Origin of the sequence: Spirulina subsalsa FACHB-351, assembly GCF_026130165.1 — a bacterium.
Taxonomy (GTDB): domain Bacteria; phylum Cyanobacteriota; class Cyanobacteriia; order Cyanobacteriales; family Spirulinaceae; genus Spirulina_A; species Spirulina_A subsalsa_A.
The window spans coordinates 17,368-41,576 of sequence record NZ_JAIHOM010000039.1; the positions used below are offsets into that span (position 1 = coordinate 17,368).

Annotated in this window: 16 protein-coding genes and 2 pseudogenes; 6 read left to right on the plus strand and 12 right to left on the minus strand. The window is 49.3% G+C overall.

The window, feature by feature from the left end; genetic code table 11:
* Positions 1-83: 83 nt before the first annotated feature.
* Both trpC and K4A83_RS09735 read left to right on the plus strand, forming a co-directional pair.
* Positions 84-965, plus strand: a complete 882-nt coding sequence (gene trpC / locus K4A83_RS09730; protein WP_265264308.1) for an indole-3-glycerol phosphate synthase TrpC — start codon at positions 84-86, stop codon at positions 963-965.
* Positions 966-1,032: 67 nt separating this feature from the next.
* Positions 1,033-1,305: a DUF5340 domain-containing protein gene (locus tag K4A83_RS09735; RefSeq protein ID WP_407809986.1), complete on the plus strand. Its 273-nt coding sequence runs from the start codon at positions 1,033-1,035 to the stop codon at positions 1,303-1,305.
* A gap of 162 nt (positions 1,306-1,467) precedes the next feature.
* On the opposite strand, the pseudogene K4A83_RS09740 reads toward K4A83_RS09735, so the two are convergent.
* From K4A83_RS09740 to hisH, 7 genes and pseudogenes are all read right to left on the minus strand, one after another.
* Positions 1,468-3,093 (minus strand): annotated as a pseudogene (locus tag K4A83_RS09740) (two-component system response regulator); the annotation flags it as partial.
* A pseudogene (locus tag K4A83_RS09745) lies at positions 3,090-3,452 on the minus strand (response regulator); the annotation flags it as partial. The pseudogenes K4A83_RS09740 and K4A83_RS09745, both read right to left, overlap by 4 nt.
* A 171-nt stretch (positions 3,453-3,623) precedes the next feature.
* On the minus strand, positions 3,624-6,866 hold the full coding sequence (locus tag K4A83_RS09750) for a PAS domain-containing protein (protein ID WP_265264312.1): 3,243 nt from the start codon (positions 6,864-6,866) through the stop codon (positions 3,624-3,626).
* A 2-nt stretch (positions 6,867-6,868) separates the two neighbouring features.
* On the minus strand, positions 6,869-7,300 hold the full coding sequence (locus tag K4A83_RS09755) for a response regulator (protein ID WP_265264313.1): 432 nt from the start codon (positions 7,298-7,300) through the stop codon (positions 6,869-6,871).
* A 50-nt stretch (positions 7,301-7,350) separates the two neighbouring features.
* Positions 7,351-9,186, minus strand: coding sequence for a PAS domain-containing protein (locus tag K4A83_RS09760; protein WP_265264315.1), 1,836 nt, complete (start codon positions 9,184-9,186; stop codon positions 7,351-7,353).
* A gap of 106 nt (positions 9,187-9,292) precedes the next feature.
* Positions 9,293-15,271, minus strand: coding sequence for a PAS domain S-box protein (locus tag K4A83_RS09765; protein ID WP_265264316.1), 5,979 nt, complete (start codon positions 15,269-15,271; stop codon positions 9,293-9,295).
* A gap of 420 nt (positions 15,272-15,691) precedes the next feature.
* Positions 15,692-16,312 carry an imidazole glycerol phosphate synthase subunit HisH gene (gene hisH, locus K4A83_RS09770; RefSeq protein ID WP_265264317.1) on the minus strand — a complete coding sequence of 207 codons (621 nt, stop codon included), beginning with the start codon at positions 16,310-16,312 and terminating at the stop codon, positions 15,692-15,694.
* 178 nt (positions 16,313-16,490) lie between these two features.
* Here hisH and K4A83_RS09775 point away from each other — a divergent pair, with 178 nt between their 5' ends.
* From K4A83_RS09775 to K4A83_RS09790, 4 genes are all read left to right on the plus strand, one after another.
* Positions 16,491-17,672, plus strand: a complete 1,182-nt coding sequence (locus K4A83_RS09775) for an iron-containing alcohol dehydrogenase family protein (RefSeq protein ID WP_265264318.1) — start codon at positions 16,491-16,493, stop codon at positions 17,670-17,672.
* A 389-nt stretch (positions 17,673-18,061) separates the two neighbouring features.
* Entirely contained in the window at positions 18,062-19,276 is a 1,215-nt protein-coding gene (locus K4A83_RS09780) for an aspartate aminotransferase (protein WP_265264319.1), read from the plus strand.
* 145 nt (positions 19,277-19,421) lie between these two features.
* Entirely contained in the window at positions 19,422-19,805 is a 384-nt protein-coding gene (gene ebsA / locus K4A83_RS09785) for a type IV pilus biogenesis protein EbsA (RefSeq protein WP_265264320.1), read from the plus strand.
* A 116-nt stretch (positions 19,806-19,921) separates the two neighbouring features.
* On the plus strand, positions 19,922-20,992 hold the full coding sequence (locus tag K4A83_RS09790; protein ID WP_265264321.1) for a phosphotransacetylase family protein: 1,071 nt from the start codon (positions 19,922-19,924) through the stop codon (positions 20,990-20,992).
* A 43-nt stretch (positions 20,993-21,035) separates the two neighbouring features.
* Here the strand turns inward: K4A83_RS09790 and K4A83_RS09795 are convergent, their stop codons facing one another.
* From K4A83_RS09795 to K4A83_RS09815, 5 genes are all read right to left on the minus strand, one after another.
* On the minus strand, positions 21,036-21,605 hold the full coding sequence (locus K4A83_RS09795) for a hypothetical protein (protein ID WP_265264322.1): 570 nt from the start codon (positions 21,603-21,605) through the stop codon (positions 21,036-21,038).
* Positions 21,606-21,893: 288 nt separating this feature from the next.
* Positions 21,894-22,709, minus strand: a complete 816-nt coding sequence (gene cbiQ, locus K4A83_RS09800) for a cobalt ECF transporter T component CbiQ (protein ID WP_265264323.1) — start codon at positions 22,707-22,709, stop codon at positions 21,894-21,896.
* Positions 22,652-23,314, minus strand: coding sequence for a cobalt transporter CbiM (gene cbiM / locus K4A83_RS09805; RefSeq protein ID WP_265264324.1), 663 nt, complete (start codon positions 23,312-23,314; stop codon positions 22,652-22,654). Before cbiM ends, cbiQ begins: the two co-directional genes overlap by 58 nt.
* Complete coding sequence (locus K4A83_RS09810; RefSeq protein WP_265264325.1) at positions 23,298-23,810, minus strand: carboxypeptidase-like regulatory domain-containing protein; 513 nt, start codon at positions 23,808-23,810, stop codon at positions 23,298-23,300. The genes cbiM and K4A83_RS09810 overlap by 17 nt, the downstream gene beginning before the upstream one ends.
* A 221-nt stretch (positions 23,811-24,031) precedes the next feature.
* On the minus strand, positions 24,032-24,209 hold a 178-nt coding region (locus K4A83_RS09815), incomplete at its 5' end, for a DprA-like winged helix domain-containing protein (protein WP_456154566.1).

Genomic DNA, 24,209 nt, shown 5'->3' on the forward strand with positions numbered 1-24,209 from the left:
GGGAAGTGTAGGAGTGCGTCACAAAAGCAGGGATTCTCTATCCTTGCTCTGGCTTTGAATGTTGTACTTTATGCTCATCTCCTATGAAAATTCGTAGAAAACACCCTAGTCCTCCGGTTAATGTGGACATTTTGCGCTATCAAGTTAAAGTCCCGGATGCAGAACCTCGGCATATTTTAGAAAAGATTGTCTGGCATAAAGAGACGGAAGTTGAACGGATGCGCGATCGCCTTTCTCTGTTAGAACTGCGCAAACGAGTGAGAGATGTCCCGCCCCCCTTGGACTTTTTAGCCGCCCTGCGCCAAGGCAAAACCACCCCCGCCTTAATTGCCGAAGTCAAAAAAGCCTCCCCCAGTAAAGGCGTGATTCGGGCTGATTTTGACCCCGTGGCCATTGCTCAAAGCTATGAGCAAGCCGGAGCGAGTTGTATTTCTGTACTAACGGATCGGGAATTCTTTCAAGGGAGCTTTGAAAATTTGGCCTTAGTGCGCTCAACTGTCCAGATTCCAGTATTGTGTAAGGAATTTATTATTTACCCTTATCAAATCTATCTCGCTCGCAGTCACGGGGCCGATGCGGTTCTTTTGATTGCCGCTATTCTCAGCGATCAGGATTTACGGTACTTCGTGAAAATTGTCCAAAGTTTGGGCATGACTCCTTTAGTCGAAGTTCACACTCTCGCCGAATTAGATCGCGTTTTAGCTGTAGAAGACGTTACCCTAGTAGGCATTAACAATCGGAATTTAGAAAACTTCTCGGTTGATTTACAAACCACCAGCCAGTTAATTGCAGCACGGAGGGAGCAATTAGAAGCACGAAACATCCTCGTCGTTAGTGAGTCCGGGATTCACACTCCCGAAGATCGGCAGGTTGTCCATGAGGCTGGCGCTCAAGCGCTGCTAGTTGGGGAGTCTTTGCTCAAACAAGGAGATCCTCAAGAAGCGATCGCCTACCTGTTCTCTTAGATTATTCGTCCCATTCTTTTTCTATTTTATGACCTACCCTATGCCCCACTCTGAGGATTTAGCTTCTATGGCTCAAATCCCCCTCCCGTCCCATATTCATTATGAATTGCTCTTACAACTCCTAGAACGCCAGACCTCGCCTTCTGTCGATCATTCTCCAGTCATGCGGGAACAGGTACAACAGTTAATTATTACTCTGCGCAAGGCGCTCGCCCAACAGCGCCAACTCGAAACCATTTTTGAGCAGGCGAAAATCCCCTATGAGCATCGCTGGTCTTTAAATAGTTGTGGTATTGACACTCTCAGGTCTAAAGACACTGAGATTCTGCGGACAGAGTAGATTTTGGTATTGTCCAAAGTCTGACTCTCGCTACGGTCGTCAAACACCGTCTACCCAGTTGGCTAAGGTCTAAGCCTAGCTTGCTGGCTACTTTTCTGAGGATATTTGCAGCCTTGTTTGTGCCATCACGTATTTGATGGTTACGCTTGGGGGTTACAGGGTCTAAAGGGAAATCTCTGAAGCCGGGAGAGGTTGACAGAATAGGTAGCCCTGCCCAAATTCACAGCCTAGTTCTTGCAAATATTGTAATTGTTCTCGCGTTTCAATGCCCTCAGCGACCACAGCTAAACCCAGTTGATGACTCAACGCAATAATAGTTTGCACCATCTGATAATTGCGGTTGCCGGGTTGCATTTGGTTGACAAAAGAACGATCGATTTTCAGGGTGTCAATGGGGAAACGGTGCAAGTAGCCTAAAGAAGAGTACCCAGTCCCGAAATCATCTAAGCTGATCTGGATTTGTCGCGATCGCAATTCCTCAGTCAGCGCGATCGCCATTGTTGTATTCTCCATCAAAGCACTTTCGGTAATTTCCAACTTCAGATCCCAAGGATTCACCCCAGTTTTCGCCAGAACATTCTCCACATCCGCCAACAACGTAGCACTCCCAAACTGACGCACCGAAAGATTCACACTCATTATCAAATCTGAATGCCCCTGTTGATGCCACTCCTGGAGTTGTTGACAAGCTTGTTCTAACACCACTAAACCCACCTGCACCACCAAACCCGTTTCCTCCAGACAAGGGATAAACTCCCCCGGTGACACCAATCCTCGTTCAGGGTGTCGCCAACGCACCAAAGCTTCAAACCCCACAATCTCCTGAGTGGTGAGCCGAATAATGGGTTGATAATAAGTGATAAACTCCTGCCCTTCTAAAGCGCGTTGTAAGTCCGTTTCTAGTGTTAACCGTTTTAGCGTCGCTGCCTTCATTTCACGGTTAAAGATTTGAGAACACCCCTTACCCCGGAGTTTCGCCTTATACATTGCCATATCCGCCGCTTGTAAGAGGGCTTCTCCACTCGTGCCGACTTCCTCTTCTAGAGCAAGTCCCAGACAAACCGACATGAAAATATCACAGTTGGCCACCTGAAAAGGACTCAGAAACCCCGCCATCACCTGATCAATCCAAGGGATTAACCCATCAGCATTGGGAACATGATGGAGCAAAAAGCAAAACTCATCCTCCCCCACCCGGCACAGCAAATCCCCCGGGCGTAGATACTGTTTGAGGCGTTGGGCGATGGACTGAAGCAATTCATTTCCTACCCCATAGCCAAAAGCACCATTGACTAACTTGAATTGATCACAGTCTAAATAGGCGATCGCACGATTCCCCCCAGAATCGAAAGTCTTTGCCAATCTATCCAGTAAGTAGACCCGACTCCCTAACTGGGTCAAACTATCTACATTGAGCAAATTTTCTAACTGGGCTGTGCGTTCTACAACCATTGCCTCCAGTTGAGTATTAAACACCGCTAACTGTTGATATTGTTGGTGAATTCTCAACATCGAACGAACCCGCGCCATTAGTTCCAACCGACTTAGAGGTTTGGCAATAAAATCATCCGCCCCCGCCGCTAAACATTCAGCGAGAGTGTCTTTGGAGGACAAAGCCGTGACCATAATAATCGGAGTTCTTGCCCATTCTGGCATCTCTTTAATGCGTTTACAAACCTCGATCCCATCTAGAACAGGCATCATCACATCCAGTAAAATTAAATCCGGTTGGATGATGGGCAGAATGGCAATGGCCTCTGTGCCATTGGCGGCATAGTGTAAGTCATAGAATGAACACGAGCGCGTAATTCTAACGCATTAATCGGTTTACCCATAAAGTCATCTGCACCCGCGGCCAAGCATTCGGCGAGACTTTCCTTAGAAGATAAAGCTGTAACCATAATGATGGGTGTTGTTGCCCATTCTGGCATCGCTTTGATACGACGACAGACTTCAAGTCCATTCATAACAGGCATCATCACATCCAGTAAAATTAAATCGGGCTGCATGATTGGAAGAACTGAAATCGCATCTTCTCCACTCGCCGAATAGTATAACTCATAGTCTTGATTACTTAATAGAGTCTCAATGACATCAAAGTTGTCCGGTTCATCATCAACAACTAATAATTTTGAGAAATTAATCATGATTTTTACGGTTGGAATAACTTAAATATTCAGGCTATTGAATTAAGATCAATACTTAACTTAACAATCCATTAGCACCCATGATTAAAGAGAAAATTATTTCAGGATCTATTCTACAACGAATTTTAAGGCTATTACAAGAATATTGTTTAAGAATATTTGTTTGCCCCCCTATTCCCCTTGGGTAAGCGGGGGAGTTAATAACTGCTGAATGGTCATGGTTAACTGTTTTAATTTCACGGGCTTACTCAAGTATTCATTCGCCCCTGCTTGTAAACAGCGATCGCGATCAATGTCCATCGCCAACGCCGTTAAAGCAATGATAGGAGTTCTAGCCAACTCAGGAATCTCCCGAATCCGTTTCATGGCCTCTAGTCCATCCATGCCTGGCATTTGAATATCCATTAAGATCAAATCAGGAGATAGAGCCACAGCCTGACTAATTGCCTCCTGACCATTTTTCGCCACTTCAATTCGATAATCTTTCGCCATTAAATAGTTAGAAATTGTGCTGATATTGGCTTCATTATCTTCAGCTAACAACAGCAGAGGAGAAGATTCGCCCGGTGATTTGATTGGCAGATCATTGGTTTGTACCCCCAGATTAGCAGGGTGTTGTTCGGGAATCCTCTGGGCCGCTTCATAGGGCAGATCAATCATAAAACAACTCCCTACACCCTCTTCACTGGTTAACCCCACCTGTCCGCCATGAAGTTCAACAATCCGTTTAGTGAGAGCTAAACCTAAACCTGTGCCTTGATATTGGCGATTGAGGGCGCTATCAATTTGCATAAAGGGTTGAAACAACTTTTTGATATTTTTGGGGCTAATCCCAATGCCCGTGTCAATGACTGCAAATCGGAGGGAGTGGGTTCTTCTCCCGGACTCAGAAGGGGGGATTGTGGTAACTTTCAACACGATGCGCCCCCACTCAGGGGTAAACTTCACCGCATTATTCAACAGATTAATTAAGACTTGACGGATGCGCCGTTCATCTAGAACAATATCGGGCAAATTTAAGGGCAGATCAACCGAGAGTTGAATTCGTTTTTTCAGGGCTTGCTGTTTGATGAAGGAGAGACTCGATTGACACAGAGGGGCGATCGCCGTCGAGGAACAATCTAACTCCACCTGACCCGATTCTATCTTAGCTACATCCAAAATATCATTAATCAACTCTAGTAGGTGAGAGGCGCTCCGTTCCACCGTTTGCAGGGCTTTCAGTTGTCCGTCATTGAGGGGGCCGAAAATTTCCTCTTGTAGCCCTTCCGTCATGCCCAAGATCGCATTGAGGGGGGTGCGGAGTTCATGACTCATATTAGCCAGAAACTCATCCTTGAGACGGGTAGCGCGGATCAGTTCTTCGTTAGTTGCTTGCAGTTGGGCTTGGGCTATTTTGCGATCGGTGATATCTTCAGCAATGCCAGCCACCCGATAGATCTGACCTTGGGCATTAGGGATGGGGAAAGCGCGATCGCGAATCCAGCGAATTTCCCCATCGGGGCGCACAATCCGATATTCCTCATCATATTCCCCTTTGATTTGTTTAGGAATCGCTGCCATAATACCAGCACGATCCTCCGGGTGAATCGCCTCCACCCAAGCATGAGGCGAAATATAAAGTTCATCTGACGTGCGGCCCCAGATGCGACTATAAGCTGGGCTGACATAGACTCTCTCCGTGCGTTCGAGTTCAATAATCCAAAAAACCGCATCAATCCCCTGTACCAATTGTCGGAATTTTTCCTCACTTTCCTGGAGAGCATTTTCTGCTCGTTTGCGATCGGTAATATCCTGAAAAGTTCCCACCACCCCAATAATATGCCCCCTCCAATCCCGCAGAGGCAGCTTATTGATATCCAGCCAATGCAAGTCCCCATCGGGAAAAATCGCCTGTTGCACAATACCGATCAGGGGAGATCCCGATTCAATCACCTGCTGATCAAGGCGGCGATATCTCAACGCTTCTGCCTCAGTGTAGAGATCAAAATCGGTTTTCCCCACCACCTGCTCGGGAGAATCAGCCCCCAAAGTTCTGGCGAATTGACCATTACAGCCTTGATAATGGAGTGCGCAATCTTTCCAGAATACAGCTAGGGGAACCGTATCTAAAACAGTTTGTAAAAACTGTTGAGATGCCCGCAGGTCTTGTTCAGCTCGTTCCCGTTGAACCAGTGCGGCGTGCTGTTCGCTAATATCCACATTGACCCCCGTCATGGTCAGAGGATGCCCCGCCTCATCCCGCACCACCACCCCATAGATTTTAAGGTGGCGAATCTTGCCATCAGGTAGGAAAATGCGAAATTCAGTATTGTATTCCCTCCCGGTTTTGAGAACCTTAGCCATATCTTCAGTCAAGCGCCGCAGATCCTCCGGGTGGACATATTCCTGCCACTGTTCATAGGTGATCTGGGCATCTAGGGGGAAATGGTAAATTTCTCGCATCTGTTCATCCCAGATCAGCGTGTTGTCCTGCAATTGCCACGTCCAACACCCCATTGATGCCGATTTTAAAGCTAGGGAGAGACGTTCCGAGAGTTTTTGTAATTGGGCTTCCCGTTTTTGAAGTTCAGCCGTGCGTTGGGCGACCTTGGTTTCTAGCTCTTGGTTGAGGCGATGGAGTTGCTCCTCTGCCTGCTGGCGTTGACGCAGTGCAGCTTGCTTCTGGGTAATATCCCGCACCATGAATAACACCTCATCCTCCCCACTTTTCACCACCCGCACCTCTTCATCCTGACGGCGGTTATTCACCCAGAGGGTTTGCTCATAAACTTGCAATTCCCCCGTTTCTAGGGCTTGGCGAATGTAGTGAAGCTGGCGTTCTGCCAACTCTGGGGGCAACATGGCCGTTATTGATTTTCCCGTGGGGTCAATCTGGGCGGGAATTACATCTCCACAACGAGAGGAGGTGACAAAACCTCGATAAACCCCATCAGCCCCCACCCGAAACATTAAATCAGGAATCGCCATCAATACGGCATGGTTGCGACGCTCACTCTCCCGCAAGGCTTGCTCGGCTTGGCGACGTTCACGGCGAGTTTGAGCTTCTCGCATTTCCCGGCGCACTGTCTCCGGCAACCGGGCTAAATTCCCCTTCATAATGTAGTCGCTGGCTCCGGTTTTCATCATCTCCACGGCCAATTTTTCCCCAATGGTTCCCGACACCACCAAAAAGGGAATATCCTGTTGGCTTTCCTTGAGGATTTCTAGGGCGGTGGGAGCATCAAAACCGGGGAGGTTATAATCGGAGACAATCACATCCCAAGGCTGGTGGGGTAGGGCTTCCCGCAGTGCCTGGGCTGTTTGCACCCGTTCCCAAATCAGATCAAATCCATCCCGTCGCAATACCCGCAGTAATAACTCGGCATCATCATCCGAGTCTTCAATTAATAAAAGATGCAGTGCTTCCGGCATAATTACTCCCTCGGTTCCTCTGTGGGGATTGGCTCATTGATTAAGGCCCAATACAAACCTAATTGCGAAACAGCTTGGGCAAATTGCTCAAAATCGACGGGCTTTCGGACGTAACTATTGGCTCCTAAGTTGTAGCTTTCGAGAATATCGGGTTCTTCGCTGGAGGACGTTAAAACCACGACGGGTAAGGTTTTAAACCTTGGCTCGCTTCGTAGTCTACGCAAAACATCTAAGCCGCTTATCTTCGGTAGTTTTAGGTCTAATAACACCACCGTTGGCAAGGGATAGGTGCTAAAAATCAAATTTAACGCTTCTTCGCCGTTGCGCGCAATTAAAATCGGGTTGGTGATTTTACTCCGACGGAGCGATCGCAAGGTTAAGCGTTCATCATCGGGATTATCTTCAACTAAAATAATGGGACGGGGGGAAACCATGGGCAGGATAACAGAAGGGTTGGCAGGAAAGGTGGGGTTCCCTTGGGCGATTAGGGAATCGTAAAATAAAAGGTAGCCCCTTGTTCGATCGCTCCCTCAGCCCAAATTTTTCCCCCATGGCGACGGATGATCCGTTGTACTGTGGCTAAACCGATGCCTGTACCGGGAAATTCTGCGGTATTGTGGAGCCGTTGGAACACTCCAAAAAGCATTTTGGCGTATTGCATATCAAACCCCGCGCCATCATCGCGCACAAAATAAACGGGGGTGGTTTTGCCGGGCATAACCCCCAATTCAATGCGGGCGCTGGGGTGATGGCTGGTGAATTTCCAGGCATTTTCCAGTAAATTGGTTAAGACGATCGCCATCAAGGTAGGATCGGCGGTTACTTTCAGATCCGGCGCAATGATAAATTCTACGGGTCTTTGGGGATCTTGAATTTGCAAATCTTGGCTCAGGGCGCTTGCTAGGGCGCTGAGGTTCACCTGTTGCGGTTTGAGTTCAGAACGCGATACCCGCGACAGAGACAGTAGATCATCGATCAGGTGACTCATCCGACTAATGTTATAGCGGATGCGATCGAAATAGTCTTGGGCGATGTCGTCAAATAGCTCCCCATAGTCCTCTAGGAGGGCTTGACTAAAGCCGTCAATGGCTCGCAGGGGAGCGCGCAGATCATGGGAGACAGAATAGGCAAAGGCTTCCAGTTCTTCGTTGGAGGCGGCTAGTTGCTGGCTGATTCTCAGCAGGTCAGTTTCGTGGGTTTTGCGCTCGGTAATATCTAAGACAGTACCGACTAAAGCCGTGACCTGGCCTTGGGCATCCATAATGGGTTCCCCTCGCGCTTGGATGTAGGTATAGGGGCCGTCTTCATGGCAGACGCGACATTCCAAATCGTAGGGTTTTCCGGTGGCGATCGCCTCGGCCACCACCCGATCATGATAAATCTGATCTTCTGGATGATAGATTTGCAAGAGTTCCTCATAACTCGGCATCCCTAGGGCGATATCGCGCCCCAACAGCCGAAAAACCTGCTCAGACCAAGTGATTTTACCCGTGGCGACTTCAAACTCCCAACTGCCGAGATGGGCAATCCGTTGGGCGGCATTCAGGTGGGCTTCCCGTTTTTTTAAGGTCTCTTCCATCTCTTGTTGCTGGGTAAGGTTCCGGGCGACAGCATAGAGGAAAGAGCCGTAGGGTTGGGTGTACCACTCTAGCTGAACATAACGACCATCGGCACGGCGATAACGATTCACGAAACCTTCCACCTTTTCTTGTCCCTTCAATTGCTCAATGGCGGCTAGGGTGGCGGCGCGGTCTTCGGGATGGATGAAATCTAAGAGGATTTGCCCTTCCAGGTCTTTGACCTGATAACCCAAGGTGGTTTCCCAGGCGGGATTGAGGCGGATAAATCGCCCTTGGACATCGGCAATGCAAAGCAGATTCAGGGTTAAGGTAAAGAAAGGTTCGAGATTCTTTTTAATATCCCGGTGGGGGGTGAGGAGTGAAAGCCATTTGTCCTGACTGATGACCCCTTCTAGGTTTCCTTGGTCATCCACAATCAAGACATGGCGCACCCCCTCAGTCAGAAAACATTGACCAATCTGGTCAATATCTTGCCAGTCCGACAGGTTCAGGGTTGGGGCGGGGCTAATGTCCAAAGTGGCGAGGGGCTGGCGGGTGTCCTGTCCTTGGGCGAATAGTCTCACCAGATCCTCGGCATTCAACAGCCCAAAGCCCTCCGGTTGGGAGATCACCACACAGCAGGAATCTGCCCCACTGATAGCGGCGATCGCCTCTTGGAGGCTATCCTCTAAGGTAAGTTGGGGGGGAGACGGGATAATGATAGTTTCCAGGTCTGCTAGGGTGGGTACACCAAATGGCATAACTTATTCCTGATTATTTGATTTCGAGTCATTAGATTAATTAGGGCTTGCTGAATAACTCTACCTATTCCCTATTCCCTATTCTTAGAGACATATTCAGCAAGCCCTAGATATTTTCACCCCGCGTAAAATTTAGGATGCCTTGAATGGTCATCGTTAATTGTTTTAATTTCACGGGCTTACTCAAGTATTCATTCGCTCCCGCTTGTAAACAGCGATCGCGATCACTGTCCATCGCCAACGCCGTTAAGACAATGATAGGCGTTGTAGCCAACTTAGGAATCTCCCGAATCCGTTTCATGGCCTCTAGTCCATCCATGCCTGGCATTTGAATATCCATTAAGATCAAATCAGGAGATAAAGCCACAGCCTGACTAATGGCCTCCTGACCATTTTTCGCCACTTCAATCCGATAACCTTTCGCCATTAAATAACTGGAAATGGTGCTGATATTCGCTTCATTGTCTTCAGCTAAAAGCAGCAGGGGAGAAGACTGACCCGGTGATTGGATTGCCAGATTATGGGGGGCAAAATTAGACTCGGAGTCGGTCTGTGGGGAAAAAACCACCGAGGCCTGATAGGGTAAATCAATCATAAAACAACTACCCTTTCCCTCTTCACTCCTGACCCCAACCTGTCCGCTATGAAGTTCAACAATCCGTTTCGTGAGGGCTAAACCTAAACCTGTGCCTTGATATTGGCGATTGAGGGCGCTGTCAATTTGCACAAAGGGTTGAAACAGTTTGGTTAGATTTTCCGGGGTGATACCAATACCCGTATCAATGACGGAAAATCGGAGATAGGGGGGGTTGTTCTTTTCTGTAGGTAACGTAACCTCTAAGGTCACGCACCCCCCTTCGGGAGTAAATTTAACAGCATTGTTGAGCAGATTAATTAACACCTGACGGATGCGCCGCTCATCCAGCACAATATCGGGCAGGTTTACGGGCAAATTAACCGAGAGTTGCAGCTGCTTTTTGAGTGCTTGTTGTTTGACAAAGGTGATACTGGATTGACACAAGGGGGCGATGGCTGTTGGCGCACATTCTAACTCCACCTGCCCGGATTCAATCTTGGCCACATCTAAAATGTCGTTAATCAAGGCCAGTAAATGGGAGCCACTGCGTTCGATGGTGCTTAAGGCTTTCTGCTGGCCATCGTTGACTGGGCCAAATACACCTTCCTGTAGGCCTTCGGTCATTCCTAATATGGCATTAAGGGGGGTGCGGAGTTCGTGGCTCATATTGGCCAGAAATTCATCTTTGAGTCGGGTAGCGCGGATCAGTTCTTCATTGCGTTGGGTGAGTTGGGTTTGGGTTTGTTGACGTTCGGTGAGTTCCTCTTGTAACTTTTCGAAGAGGTGGGATTGTTGAATGGCGATCGCCAGTTGGTTGGCAATTTGCTGTAAAAGTTCAGCGTCGGACTTTTGCCAAATCCGTTGTTCATGGCAGGCGTGAATCACTAAGAGACCCCATAGTTTATTCCCTGACTGCGGATCTGTCCAAGAATCTATTTCCCCATTCCCCATTTCTCCATTCCCCATTTCCCCATTATGGATTTCCTGCAAAATGGGGGCAACAATCTTGGATTGAATCTGTCCCTGGTGAGAATAGTCGAGGAGACAAGGGGTCCAAGGATCATTCATTACATCTGGAACAATCCGGGGCTGGCCTTGCCAATAGAACTGGAGGACTTCTGACGACCATTCTTCATCTTCGCAGTTCATTGGCTTGAGACTCGGCAAATCCTCAGAAACCGCTTCCGCCAGAATGGATGTCCTGCTACGGTCAAAGAGGCGGAAGACAATGACCCGATCCCCTTGCAAAATTTCCCGCACTCGTTGGGTGGTAATGGCTAAAATTTCTTGTAGGTTTAGGGATTCACGAATCTGTTGCACAATCTGGCCCAGGACTGTGCGCTGTCGAAGTTGCTGGGCAATCATGGCTTCGGCCTTTTGCCGATGGCGATCCATGCGATAACCTTCAATCAAATTACTACAGGTGGTTAAGAATGGTCCGAGTGTTTCAATGATGCTCTCGTTATAACCTCCCGGACGATTGGCAATTCCGACCATGCCGATCAGTTCAGGGCCTTTGAAAAAGGGAATCCCTAAAAATGCCTCCAGTGGGGGATGACCTGTGGGGATACCCCCTCGACGGGGATCGGTGATGGCATGATTGGCAATGACGGGTTTTCCGGTCAAAATGACCGCACCAAAAAGGGTTTGGAGGTTGCTAAACTCCATCCCTTTTTCATAATTGTCTTGATAGAATTGCTCTGTGGCGGTATCCCAAGCAATATTGGTAATGCTATGGGTTTGTAAATAGGGAACTCCACGGATTTTGAGAAAATTTTCCTCCATGTGGGCGATTCCGTCTCCTCGGAAGAGGATCTCGCCAATAAATCCATATTCACTATTGGTCAACTCTAAGAGACCATCTAACAAGCCTTCAAAAATCCTCAGACGATTGGCGGCAGTGATGAATTGCGCTTGAGCATGGGTAATGGTAGAGAGGAGAGAATTGCTACTAGCTAGGTCGAGTTCTACCTGTTTACGGGGGGTAATATCAAATTGAATGGATAAAAATTGAGTGGGTTGACCTTGGGGGTTGAGAAAGGGGATGATGGTTGCATCAACCCAGTAAATTTGGCCGTTCTTGGCGCGGTTACAAATTTCGTTGCGCCAGACTTGGCCGTTTAAAATGGTTGTCCAGAGATGGGCAAAAAATTCCGGGGGATGGTGCTGAGAATTGAGAATCCGAGGAGTTTTGCCTAGGATTTCTGCTTGGCTATAGCCGGAAATGGACTCGAAGCGGTCATTGACGTAGAGAATTTTACCTTTGAGGTTGGTGGTGACAACAATGGCTGATTGATCAAGGGCAAATTTAAAGGAACTCAGTTCTTGGAGCAGTTTTTGGCGTTCAAGTTCGTTGTTTTTGCGATCGCTAATATCCGTATGGGTGCCAATAAACCGTAGGGGGTTGCCCGCTCCATCCCATTCTATAATGCGTCCTTGGGCTAAAATCCAGCGATAGGAGCCGTCTTTACCACGTAGACGATGTTCATTGCGATAAACGTCGGTTTGCCCTTGTCTATGCTGTTCCACCTCTTGGTAGGTATGGGCTAAATCGTCGGGATGAACGCGACTTTCCCACTCGCTCAATTGGTTTTCCAGCTCATCTTCCCCGTAGCCTAACATGGCTTTCCACTGTTTATTGAACCAAACCGTTCCGGTTGGCATATTCCAGTCCCACAGCCCAGTATTGGAGGATTCGAGAGCGAGTTCTAAGCGCAGTTGGCTTTCTTGTAGGGCAATTTCGGCTTGTTTGCGATCGCTAATATCCACCACCACACAGACACAAGTTCCCTCAGCCGGGCAAACCATCGCCACCCCCAGCAACACGGCCACGGGATGCCCGTCTTGGTGGAGATAGACCTTTTCAAAGGGGTCAATGAAATTATAGGTCAGCAGATGATAGATCGCTTCTACATCCTGCTGTTGATATTCTGGGGGGGTCAGGTCTGCCCAGTTCAGTCGTCCGGCGTTGAGGTCATCCCGGTTATAGCCCAGCATGGCTAAAAAGCGATCATTGGCCTCGGTGATGTCTCCAGTAAAGTTGGTGAACATCATGCCCACCACATTGGAATCAAACACTTGCCGAAAACGGGTTTCACTGGCCTGCAACTCCCGTTGAGCTTGATGGGTGTCGGTGACATCTAAGTTGACCCCAATCATACTTTGGGGATGGCCGGCCCCATCCCGCAGGACTACCCCATAGGCCCGAATATAGTGCAGGCTGCCATCGGGATGGACTACCCGAAATTCGGTATTGTATTCGGCTGCTCCTAATAGTGCTTGTTGGAGCAGGGTTTCCGTCCGTTGACGATCTTCAGGGTGGACTCCCTTAGACCAGACTTCATAGGGCATCGTGACTCCGGATGGGTCATCCGTTGGACTAGGCTCAATCCCATAGAGGGCATACATCCGCTTATCCCAAGTCAGACAATTTTGGGCAATATCCCACTCCCAACAGCCCAGAGCGGCGGAGGAGAGGGCAATGCTTAAGCGTTGAGAGAGTTGGGCTAAGGTGGCTTCGGCTTGTTGACGAGCGCTAATATCCCGCAAGATGCCTTGAAAAATGATACTATCCCCCACTTGAATCATGGTTCCCGAAAGGGCTACGGGAATTGAATGGCCGTCAGCATGGAGGATGAGTCCGTCCCAGAGAATTCGCTGTTGGGGATTCACAAGGGATTCCCAGACCTGAGTCATGGGGTGTAACTCTTCGGGGGGACAGAGTTGGGAGTAGTGCATTTGGGTCAATTCTGAGCGGGAGTAGCCAAATAATTCCTCGGCGGCGGCGTTCGCCTCAATAATGTAGCCTTGGGGGGTGGTGAGGAGAATAGCATCGCTGGCCCCTTCCATGAGGGCGTGATAGCGGGCTTCCCGGCTTTCCAGTTCGGCAGTGCGTTGGGCGACCCGGGCTTCTAGTTGGGCATTCAGGGCGGCTAGGTCTTGTTGGGCTTGCTGCCGTTCCCGGATTTCGTTCTGGAGTTGTTGGTGTTGGCTGGCTTGTTGCAGTGCGATCGCCAATTGTAAAGACAGGGCTTGTAACAGTTCAATTTCCCAAGTTTGCCAGTCTCGCGGCTGGTCGCGGCAACTGGCAATCATTAACCCCCAGAGATGATCCTCCAACACAATCGGCACCATCAACTTGGCTCGGATCTCAAAGCTTAACAACATCTCCTGATGGCACAGACTTATGGACTCATCATAAATATCCCGCACCACCCGCACCCGACCTTGACGATAGGATTCTAGCCACTCTGAAGTCACACAGGGATCATTCGCTTCCCGATGCAGCACAGAACGCCCACCGGAAATCATCGATTCCGCGATAATCTCTCCCCTCAAGCCCTCCTCCAGTTGGTAGATCATCACACGGTCGCACTGCAAGACCTGCCGCACTTCATCCACGGCAGTCTGGAGAATGGTCGGTAAATCGAGGGAATTCCGCAGGCTAGTGGCAATCTCCAACAAGAGACGGACACGCTCTGCCTGGGCTTCAATGATCTGGGTGCGTTCTTCCACTTGTTGTTCAAGTTCCCGAGTCCGACGTTCGAGCAGAGTCACTCGTTCGACCTCTAAGCGAGCGACTTTTTGTTCTAAGACTTCGGCGAGACGATACAGTTCAAGGGGGTTAAATGCTTGGAGCAAGCTAGTTTGTGTGATAATTCCCAACAGTTCTCCGCCTTCTCCTGTCACAACCACTCGCCGAATCCGGCGTTTTTCCATCTCTTGTTGTGCTGCCCAGAGGTCGGCCTCGGGGCGCATCGTAAACAGGGGGGAACTCATCACCTCCTCAGCCCGAGTTTCCCCCAAGTTTCCCCCCAGCACTTGGAATTTCACCACATCGCGCTCGGTCACAATTCCCAACGGATACTCCCTTAAGTCCCCTCTTTCTGGAGGGCGGGTGAGAATGACAGAAGAGAGCCGATTTTCGGCTAATAACTGAGCAATCTCCAACATGGAAGTATCCGGATGAGCCGTCAAAACCTTCTGAGTCATTACTTCTTGCACAGACCGCAAGCGCAACAAATCCGCCGGACGGGCTAGGTTTCGTAAGGATTCATGGCTGATTAGCCCCATCAGCCGCTCTTGTTCATCGACGATGGGGACATGACGCAGGCAATGCTGTTCGAGAAAATGTAAAAGACTGAAAATATCCGTGAGTTCTGAGGGGCGGAGTGTAAGAACCGGTTGAGTCATCACCTCCCCCACAGACAGTTCTCTAATGTCCCTCTGTTGGGCGCTCAGACGGACAATATCCCGTTCCGTCAAAATTCCCACAAGCTGTCTGCCCTGGTCTTGGTCGGAATCCGTCTCGACTACGACCAAAACACAACTAGAGACTCCCCCCCCATATTCCCCGGGGGCTTGGGGGGCAGGGGAGGCAGATTCTGGAGTACATAAGCCACTCATCAGAGCAATGGCCTCAACGAGGGTGGCCGTGGGGGAAATGACGTGAGGATGGGGAAAAATCGCCTCGGTTACGTCAATAGAAGAGAAGGAATCGCTCTGCATAGTCAAGTAACATAATCCAAAGGAATGGCTCTGCATAGTCAAGTAACATAATCCAACCGTGACTTGCTCCTGATGCTGACTGCAAAGGCTAGAGCGCAGACCTCCCCGTATCGCCCCAGGGCTTTCCTGCTTCCACGGAAGGCGCTAGATGTCTGATTAGAGGCATTCCCGATCACCTTATCCTCTCTAAGCAGCTTGACCCCCAGTGCGATGACTGTAAGTCCGGGTTGCTCCATCATCATTGTAGCTTTCTTGCCTAGTTAGTCCAAACTCTAGCTGCCAAAACCTCCCTGTCAGGCTAAAAAATACTTAGGGCTTGCTGAAAAAAACCAACGCTAGACTCAACAAGGGAATGGGCAATCTTGACTAGTTAAGACCCAAAGTTATAGGCCAAGAGCATCGGGAGTCTTTCGCTCAGATTCAAGATAATTGATTGACAAAATTGGAGAGAATCTGTAACCCACTCGTAGAGGACTTTTCTGGGTGGAATTGAACGGCGGCGACGTTATCCTGTGCGATCGCCGCCGTAACCGTTTGCGAACCATGAACCACCGTAGCCGCACGCACAGCCGGGTCTACGGGGTCTACATAGTAGGAGTGGACAAAATACACATAGGGAGACGGGGGTAATTTATCCCAGAGGAAATGATGACTTTGGGTGAGGGTGAGTTGATTCCAACCCATGTGAGGGATGACCAGATTAGGTTCAGATTTAAACCGTCGCACCTTACCTGGAATAATGCCTAATCCCAGTTCTTTGCCTTCTTCTGACCCCTCAAAGAGAATCTGTAGCCCTAGACAAATCCCGAGGAAGGGTTTCCCTTGCCGAATCACTTGTTTGAGGGGTTCTTCGAGATGGCGCGATCGCAAATGTTGCACAGCCGGATCAAAAGAGCCTACCCCCGGCAAAACCACCGCGTCCGCAGCCTCAATCACCTCCGGAGAGTCCGTAATAATCGGTGTTGCACCCGCATTTTCCAACCCCTTACAAGCGGAGTGCAAATTTCCCATATCATAATCAACGACGGCAATCTTTACCATTCTGGCTTGTAGCTATCCTCTATCTAAAGTTGGCATAGGTTTATTTTATCTTTAATGTGAGCAAGGGCAATTCCCGGTAATCTTGTTAAAGAAATCAGACTCCTTCCTAAGAATTCCCTAAACTTTTGTTAGGATGGCTGAATCCACTGCCCATGAACCCAAAATATATCCATTGACTATGCCTGAATTAGCATCTCCCCAGCCCGTGATTCATGCCCTACAAGTCGCTCCCCGGCAAGTGTTGCGGGGTCATGAGATATTACAATCCTCTGGAGAGGCAATGGCCCAACTGGGAAAACGCCCTCTAGTGGTGGGAGGCGATCGCACCTTACAACAACTCACCCCTCTCCTCCGTCAACTGGGACAAACTCATCCCCTCAACTTAGACTTTGCCAGTTATAGCCCCGATTGTTCGGAAAATTCCCTCGCCCAACTGCACCAAAGCGTAAAGCAACATCAGGCCGATGTCATCCTTGGGGTAGGGGGCGGGAAAGCCATGGACACCGCCAAACTCCTCGCCCATCAATGTCAATTACCTGTTGTCACCCTGCCCACCTCTGGGGCGACTTGTGCCGCTTGGACGGCTTTATCTAATATTTACTCCGATGAGGGAGCCTTTCAATACGATGTTCCCCTCTCCCACTGTCCCGAATTACTGATTTTAGACTACAGCTTGATTCAAACGGCCCCCCAACGGACTCTAGTGGCAGGGATTGGGGATGCGATCGCCAAATGGTATGAAGCCTCCGTCAGTAGTGGCAACTCCGCCGAAACCCTGATCATCGCCGCCGTCCAACAAGCCCGCGTCCTCCGTGATATTCTCTTCCAAAAATCCCCCCTCGCCCTTCAAAATCCCGGCGGTGAGGATTGGTGTGCCGTAGTAGATGCCACCGTCTTGTTGGCGGGTGTCATCGGTGGCCTCGGTGGGGCAAATTGTCGCACTGTAGCCGCCCACGCCGTTCATAATGGCTTAACTCACATTCGGGCCGCCCACCACGCCTTACACGGCGAAAAAGTGGCCTATGGCATCTTGGTTCAATTGCGCCTAGAGGAGATGGTACAAGAAAATCAACTGGCTCTCACCGCCCGTCAACAGTTGCTGAAATTTTATCAAGCCATTGGTTTACCCCAAACCTTAGAAGATTTGGGCTTAGGGGAGGTGACATTAGCCCAACTCCGTCACAGCGCCGAAATGGCCTGTCATCCCCAATCGGACATTCACCGTTTACCCTTCCCCGTCACCCCAGAACAACTCATGGCGGCAATGGTTTCCACAACTCTCCTCCCCGATTTGTCCCGAGAAACGGCGGAAACTGCTGTAAAGGTTGTTTCGGGAAAGGGCGGGAGTCGGGAGAATTGAGAATTGATAATTAGGGCTTGCTGAATAACTTGGGGAATAGGGAACAGGGAATAGGTAATAGGGAATAGGGAATTGATAATTGACATGAGAAACCGGGTTTTTGCTAGGGTGTATCGAGAAAACTAGACAATGAATGCAACCCGGTTTCTGGCTAAAGTTAGTCAAAGTTGGTCAATGACATTACACCCGACTCCCCCGCTCCCCTGCTCCCCCGCTCCCCTGCTCCCCCTGAACCTTCTCTGATTGTCCAAAAATCTTAGGAATTGTGCCTAGAGAAAAAATCGAAAATGTGCCATCATGCAAGGACTCAGTGGGGGATGGTGATTGTTTGATGGTTCCATGTCTTAACTGTACGGTTGTTTATTTTTCTTTTTCCCAGTTGTGTTGCAATGAGTTTAAACTGGCTTACTCCGGCTAAACGCCTTAGCGCGCTTCCTACCTACGTCTTTGCTCGTTTGGATGAACTGAAAGCCCATGCGAGAGAACAAGGGCTGGATTTGATTGATTTGGGCATGGGCAATCCCGACGGATCTCCACCCAAACCCGTGATTGAGGCGGCGATCGCGGCAATGGATAATCCGAAAAATCATGGATATCCCCCCTTTGAAGGCACAGCCAGTTTTCGTAAAGCCATTACCGCCTGGTATTACCGCCAATACCAAGTAGAATTAGACCCAGATAGTGAAGCCCTACCCCTCCTAGGCTCCAAGGAAGGCCTCACCCATCTCGCCCTAGCTTATGTAGATCCCGGCGACGTGGTGATTGTCCCCAGCCCGGCCTATCCCGCCCATTTCCGCGGCCCCCTGATTGCCCAAGGGGACGTTTATCAAGTGGACCTGAAAGCGGAACAAAACTGGGTGATGGATCTAAGCACCATCCCGGAAGACATTGCCCGACGGGCGAAACTGCTCTATTTTAACTATCCCAACAACCCCACCACCGCCACCGCCCCCCGGCACTTTTTTGAGGAAATTGTGGAGTTTGCCCGGCACTATCAAATTGTGCTGGTTCACGATTTGTGTTATGCCGAGTTAGCCTTTGATGGCTATGTTCCCACCAGTTTGTTACAAATCCCCGGCGGCAAAGACCTCGGGATTGAATTCCATACTCTCTCCAAAACCTACACTATGGCTGGGTGGCGGGTGGGCTTTGTGGTGGGGAATTCCCAAGTGATTCAAGGACTACGCACGCTCAAAACCAACTTAGACTACGGGATTTTCTCCGTGGTGCAAACAGCAGCCGAAACGGCGTTACAGTTGCCCGATGAGTATGTCCACCAAGCCCAAGATCGGTATCGCACCCGCCGGGATTTTATGATTAAAGGTCTGGCGGAGTTAGGCTGGGAGGTTCCCCCCTCTCAAGCGACGATGTATTTATGGGTGCCTTGTCCTATTGGCACCAACTCCACGGATTTTGCGTTAGATGTGCTGCAAAAAACCGGGGTGGTGTTGACTCCGGGGAGTGCCTTTGGGGAAGCTGGAGAGGGCTATGTGCGGCTGAGTTTGATTGCCGATTGCGATCGCCTCGGAGAAGCCCTCAGACGACTCAAACAAGCGGGAATCCGTTATCGTCCCGAGGAAGCTGTTGTGTCCTCCAACTCCTAGGCAAGGGGAAATTTTCAGGAAAATTGCGACCAAAGCCCCCAACAAAGCCTAAAATCACAACAGGGCGGATGGAATGGGAGTAATCCCCCATTACTGCACCTCCGCCCTCAACCTTTCCCCATTTTGGCTATTAGAGAGGGATTCCATGTCTCTAGAGAACTTAAAACCCGCCAGCAAAGCCGACGCGATGGTTTATGTCCCCTATTTCCAAGGGCAAAAGCGCCAACTTCTCCCCCTGGCCATTGGTTTATATCAACAGGGTTCCCTCGAAGGGGAACGGCAAATTGAGGGCAGCGACAATATCCCCTTTGTGGCAACCTGGTTTGTGTCTAAATTACCCTCAGAATTAACCCGTTGTCGTCTTCAGTTTGATGGCAACGCAGAATTAAGTTATGAGGTGGATTTACAAAATTCTGAGTTTGTAGATCACCTGATGGATGTGATTATGTCCTACAAACGCACTAATCACACGGATTTTTCTCGGCAATTTTATCGAAAACTTCTACAAAAGGATGATTCTTCCTCTTGAACTGGTAGATTCTAGTTCAACTAGAGGGCAAAGGGCTGATTCTCGCCCCTAATCCATCCATTCACGATCCAATAGGAATATTCATTAACTGCTAACACATTTATAGGAGTGAGGGTGTGCCAAAATCTAGATATCTCTTGGTTGGTTCTACAGAACCTTTTAGTGGGAAGTCTGCCACAATTTTAGGACTGGCTCATCAACTTCGCGCCCAAGGCGTCTCTATCGGCTACGGAAAGCCCTTGAGTCACGGAGGGGAGGACAGGAATGAGGCCGGGGAAGATGCGGATGTGAAGTTTATTCGCCAAGTCCTCGGTCTCACTGAACAACAAACCCAAGTCCCTCTATTATTTTTAGACGAACCGACGGTAGAAAAAGGACTGCACCACGAACCGGGGAGTTATTATGTCGAACAACTCCAACAGTCTTTAGCTCAAGTGGAGGGGGATTTAGTCCTCCTAGAGGGGTTAGGCACGCTGTCTGAGGGGCGTTTATTTAACCTCTCACTCAAGGAGATTGCCGCCCACAGTCAAGCGATGGTTATGATTGTGGCACGCTATCATTCTCTGTTGTTAGTGGATCAATTGCTAGATGCTCAAGATCAACTGGGCGATCGCCTATTTGGGGTTTTGATTAATGATATCGGACCCCAAGACCAGGAAACGGTAAGGCAACACTTACAGCCTTTTCTCGAAAGTCGGGGGATTCCTGTCCTAGGTATGATGCCGCGCAGCAGTTTGTTACGCAGTGTCAGTGTGCGGGAGTTAACGAAACAGTTGGGAGCTAAAGTCCTCTGTCGGCCCGATCGGTTAGATTTAATGGTGGAACACCTCACGATTGGGGCGATGAATGTTAACTCGGCGCTGGAGTATTTCCGCAAGGGCGAGAATATGGCGGTGGTGACGGGAGGCGATCGCAGTGAACTCCAAATGGCCGCCCTGGAAACTTCGACCAACTGCCTCATTTTAACCGGACATACACCCCCGCCGGATTTTATTATCAATCGGGCGGAGGATTTGGAAATCCCCATTTTATCGGTGGATCTCGATACCCTAACCACGGTGGAAATTGTCGATCGCACCTTTGGCCAAGTCCGTCTACAAGAGTCAATCAAAGTCCATTGCATTCGTGAACTCATGGCGGAATATTTTGACATTCAGCGTTTAATGCAAATGCTTGAACAATCTTAGTAGAACCGTTGGACTGAATTGGAAGGGGGGAAAGGGGCGGTTCTTAGGGGACAATGAGAGGGAGTCGTCGAGGTTGTCCCGTGGGAGTAAACCCCCAAATAGCTCGCTTCTGTTGGGGACCATAGCTCAGATGGAGGGGACGAGTTATCCCGTAAAAATACAAGGAATCAAAGGGGAGTTGACTGTCTAAAATCCACTGCATCACCTGATCACTTCCCACCCCTGCCACCAGAAAATCACAAGCGGCTCCGAGGCGATCGCAAAAATAATTCCCTTTGCGGTTGCGCTCATGGGCCATATGTTGATCCCGACTGGGATCAATGCGACCGTTTTTGAGGCCAGTGTGAGGATCTTTTTGGTTGAGATAACGCTTTAAATCCGGTGAACAGAAGCCATAGGTGAGTTGTAGGCGATCGCGTCCAAAATGCCGGGTAATCGGATCCAGTAAATAGTAATTTAACTCCTTTAAGGCTTGCACAGACTCCTCAGTTTGGGGAAAAGGATTAATGTGAGCCGCGTATTTTTGATAAGTTTGGCTACAAGTGCAGAAATCTCCCAAGGTGAAAAACTCCCCCAACGGAGTAGAAGCATCAAAAGAACCTGATTGCACCATGATTAATGTTCTCCCTCCGCTTCCGTATTTTTGCGTAGTGTTCTCCGTATTATGGCGGATATTAGCCTCTGCTCCCAAAGGGACAAACCCATTCAAACCAAAATCTTGAAATGAGAAAAAAAGATGGATTTGAGCCGTGAGAGGAAAAGCCAGAACCCTTAGATCAGAAAGAGAACCGACGACTTGCCGTGTTTCGTCTCGGTTCTCTTTACTGGTTCGCTCCTCACACTTATACAAGATAACCAATCCTCTCCCAGTTTGTCAAGATTTGCGTGATATTCCCAGTAGTCACAACACCAAGGGAGCAATCCAGAAACTACAGGCGATAACCAGAGTCAGCACCAACCCCCACCAACTATAAGCATGAATCCCTTGCCATGTTTGATCCTGTTCCGTTGTGGGTTGGCCATATCCGCGTAAAATCATGGCTTGATAGACCCGTTGGGACTGTTCATAACTGCGCACCAATAAAGTCCCCACCAAATCCGCCAACCGTTCTAAATTGCGTTTTGTGAGGCGATCGCCCCTAAACCCCCGTAAGGTCATGGCTCGTTGCATCCGTAACCGCATCTCGGCCAACTCTTCCAAATAACGATAGGTTAACAGGGCCATATCGACCAATAATTTGGGCAATCCGAGGGAGCGCATGGCCTTTAAACTACTAACAAAAGGAGCTGTCCCAAACAGGACTAAACTCACCGTAACGATACAGACAAAGCGCGTCACAATCAACACCACCGTTAAACAGCCTTCCCAACGCACAGCCACCGCTCCCCATTGGACAATCACCGTTTCTCCCTGCACCAAGGGCAAAAACACCACCACCCCCGCGATAAATAACCCCGGATAGCGTAAATGACCCCACAGGAAGGAGAAGGGCAGGCGAGACAGGGCATATAAGCCCGCCGTTACCCCCACCATCAAGGGTAAAAGTTGTAACCGTTCCACCCCCGCAAAGGTGAAAATTAAACTTAACAAACCTAACAACTTGGGGGGATGTTGCCAACGGTGAACCGGGGATTTGAGATGAGCATAACGGTCGATGCCTAGAATGGCGACCCCCTCTCGCCCCCGTGGGGTAACAGTTCTGGTTTCACGCGCCACAGGAAGGACACCACCATCACCCCAATGGTTCCCTCAATCAAGGATTGAATGCCATAGCCAATCATGGAGATTAAGATGGCCTGACGTTCTAAATCTGTGTCTAAATCGGCCGGAATATTGGCAATCACCACACTCACAAACAGAAATGCGGAGAGCAATAAGGCACTGGCTGAGGTGAAAAATGTCCAAATGGTGGAGCCGAGGGGATATTTTTTGACCCATCCCTGGCCCCATTGATAGCAATGATGAGCATAGAGTGCGGGAATTCCCATTAATAAGGCATTCACTCCCAATGTTGAGATTCCCCCATGACCAAATAAAACCGCCTGAAAAAATAGACCAATCAAAATGGCGGGAAAGGCGTAATAGCCCAAAATAATCCCCATTAAACCATTGAGAATCAAGTGGATACTACTGGGGGGAACGGGAAAATGAATCAAAGATGCCACAAAAAAGGCCGCCGTTAATAAAGAGGCCTTGGGAATATTCTGGGTGGGATCATGGTCTTTATTGATTTGCCGTAGCGCGTACCAGGTTGTCCCTCCGGTGATGGCGTACCCCCCAATGGCGATCGCCGGAGGTAACAAACTATCGGGAATGTGCATGATCCGCGTTTCTCCTTGTAAAGAATAGGGCTGTTCCCACAAACCCCCAAATTCCTAAACCTGCCATAACGGCTTTCTGCATAGGAGTATATCCTCCACTGCTCCCTGTGGCCTGACGAACTGGTGGAGTTTCTCCCTCTGGAGTTTCTCCTGCTTCTGTGGTGCTGTCTCCCACTGGAATGCTCACAATATTACCATGTCCGGCTTGACGAACCGTAACCTCCCAGTTCCCCGGAATGCTGGGATCTGGGGTAAAAACAAATTCTCCTTTTTCATCGGTTGTTGCTTGTAGCCAAGGCGTTTGGGGGTCATTGGGAGCATATATGGTCACTTGAGCATTTTTCATCATCTCTCCGTTGTCATAGGAGGCTTTGAGAGTGATCGCTTCTGTGGTGCGATATTCTACACGACTCCCATGAGCGAGGACTGGGGAAATTATACTTCCACTGGTTAAAAATAATAGGGGAATCAGATACTTGAGTGTGGGATGTTTCATAATTTTCTCCGAGAAACCCCATCCTCTTGTGGGTGGGGAGGAACAGGAGCGGCTATTAATTGGGGTATCTCCTTTGGGGAGGCTTCGCGAACAATACTCCTGAATCTAGGAGTTTTCCAGAAGTCGTTACCACGCTACCACGCTTTTCCTGTTGACAAAAACCCCCGGGGAGGGATAATCCGGGGATTATGGTGCGCCTAGAACCGTTTTGGCTAGTCAAATCAACACCGTTGATACAACATCCCCGGTAAGGCGGTAGCTAAACCCATTAATTCTAAGTCGAATAAGGCGACGGATACGGTTGATATATCTAGGTTAACCTTTTGGGCAATCACATCTACGGGTAAGGGTTCCCCAGAAAGGACGGCGAAAATGGGGGCGAGATGGGGGGGTAAATCG

What these genes read in the sequence shown, in the direction of transcription:
- K4A83_RS09755 (WP_265264313.1), bottom strand. Translation starts at nt 7,300, where the DNA reads ATGGTTTCCCCCCGTCCCATTATTTTAGTTGAAGATAATCCCGATGAT.
- K4A83_RS09780 (WP_265264319.1), top strand. Translation starts at nt 18,062, where the DNA reads ATGAGTTTAAACTGGCTTACTCCGGCTAAACGCCTTAGCGCGCTTCCT.
- K4A83_RS09775 (WP_265264318.1), top strand. Translation starts at nt 16,491, where the DNA reads ATGCCTGAATTAGCATCTCCCCAGCCCGTGATTCATGCCCTACAAGTC.
- K4A83_RS09810 (WP_265264325.1), bottom strand. Translation starts at nt 23,810, where the DNA reads ATGAAACATCCCACACTCAAGTATCTGATTCCCCTATTATTTTTAACC.
- hisH (WP_265264317.1), bottom strand. Translation starts at nt 16,312, where the DNA reads ATGGTAAAGATTGCCGTCGTTGATTATGATATGGGAAATTTGCACTCC.
- K4A83_RS09765 (WP_265264316.1), bottom strand. Translation starts at nt 15,271, where the DNA reads ATGCAGAGCGATTCCTTCTCTTCTATTGACGTAACCGAGGCGATTTTT.
- trpC (WP_265264308.1), top strand. Translation starts at nt 84, where the DNA reads ATGAAAATTCGTAGAAAACACCCTAGTCCTCCGGTTAATGTGGACATT.
- K4A83_RS09760 (WP_265264315.1), bottom strand. Translation starts at nt 9,186, where the DNA reads ATGCCATTTGGTGTACCCACCCTAGCAGACCTGGAAACTATCATTATC.
- cbiM (WP_265264324.1), bottom strand. Translation starts at nt 23,314, where the DNA reads ATGCACATTCCCGATAGTTTGTTACCTCCGGCGATCGCCATTGGGGGG.
- K4A83_RS09735 (WP_407809986.1), top strand. Translation starts at nt 1,033, where the DNA reads ATGGCTCAAATCCCCCTCCCGTCCCATATTCATTATGAATTGCTCTTA.
- K4A83_RS09795 (WP_265264322.1), bottom strand. Translation starts at nt 21,605, where the DNA reads ATGGTGCAATCAGGTTCTTTTGATGCTTCTACTCCGTTGGGGGAGTTT.
- ebsA (WP_265264320.1), top strand. Translation starts at nt 19,422, where the DNA reads ATGTCTCTAGAGAACTTAAAACCCGCCAGCAAAGCCGACGCGATGGTT.
- K4A83_RS09750 (WP_265264312.1), bottom strand. Translation starts at nt 6,866, where the DNA reads ATGCCGGAAGCACTGCATCTTTTATTAATTGAAGACTCGGATGATGAT.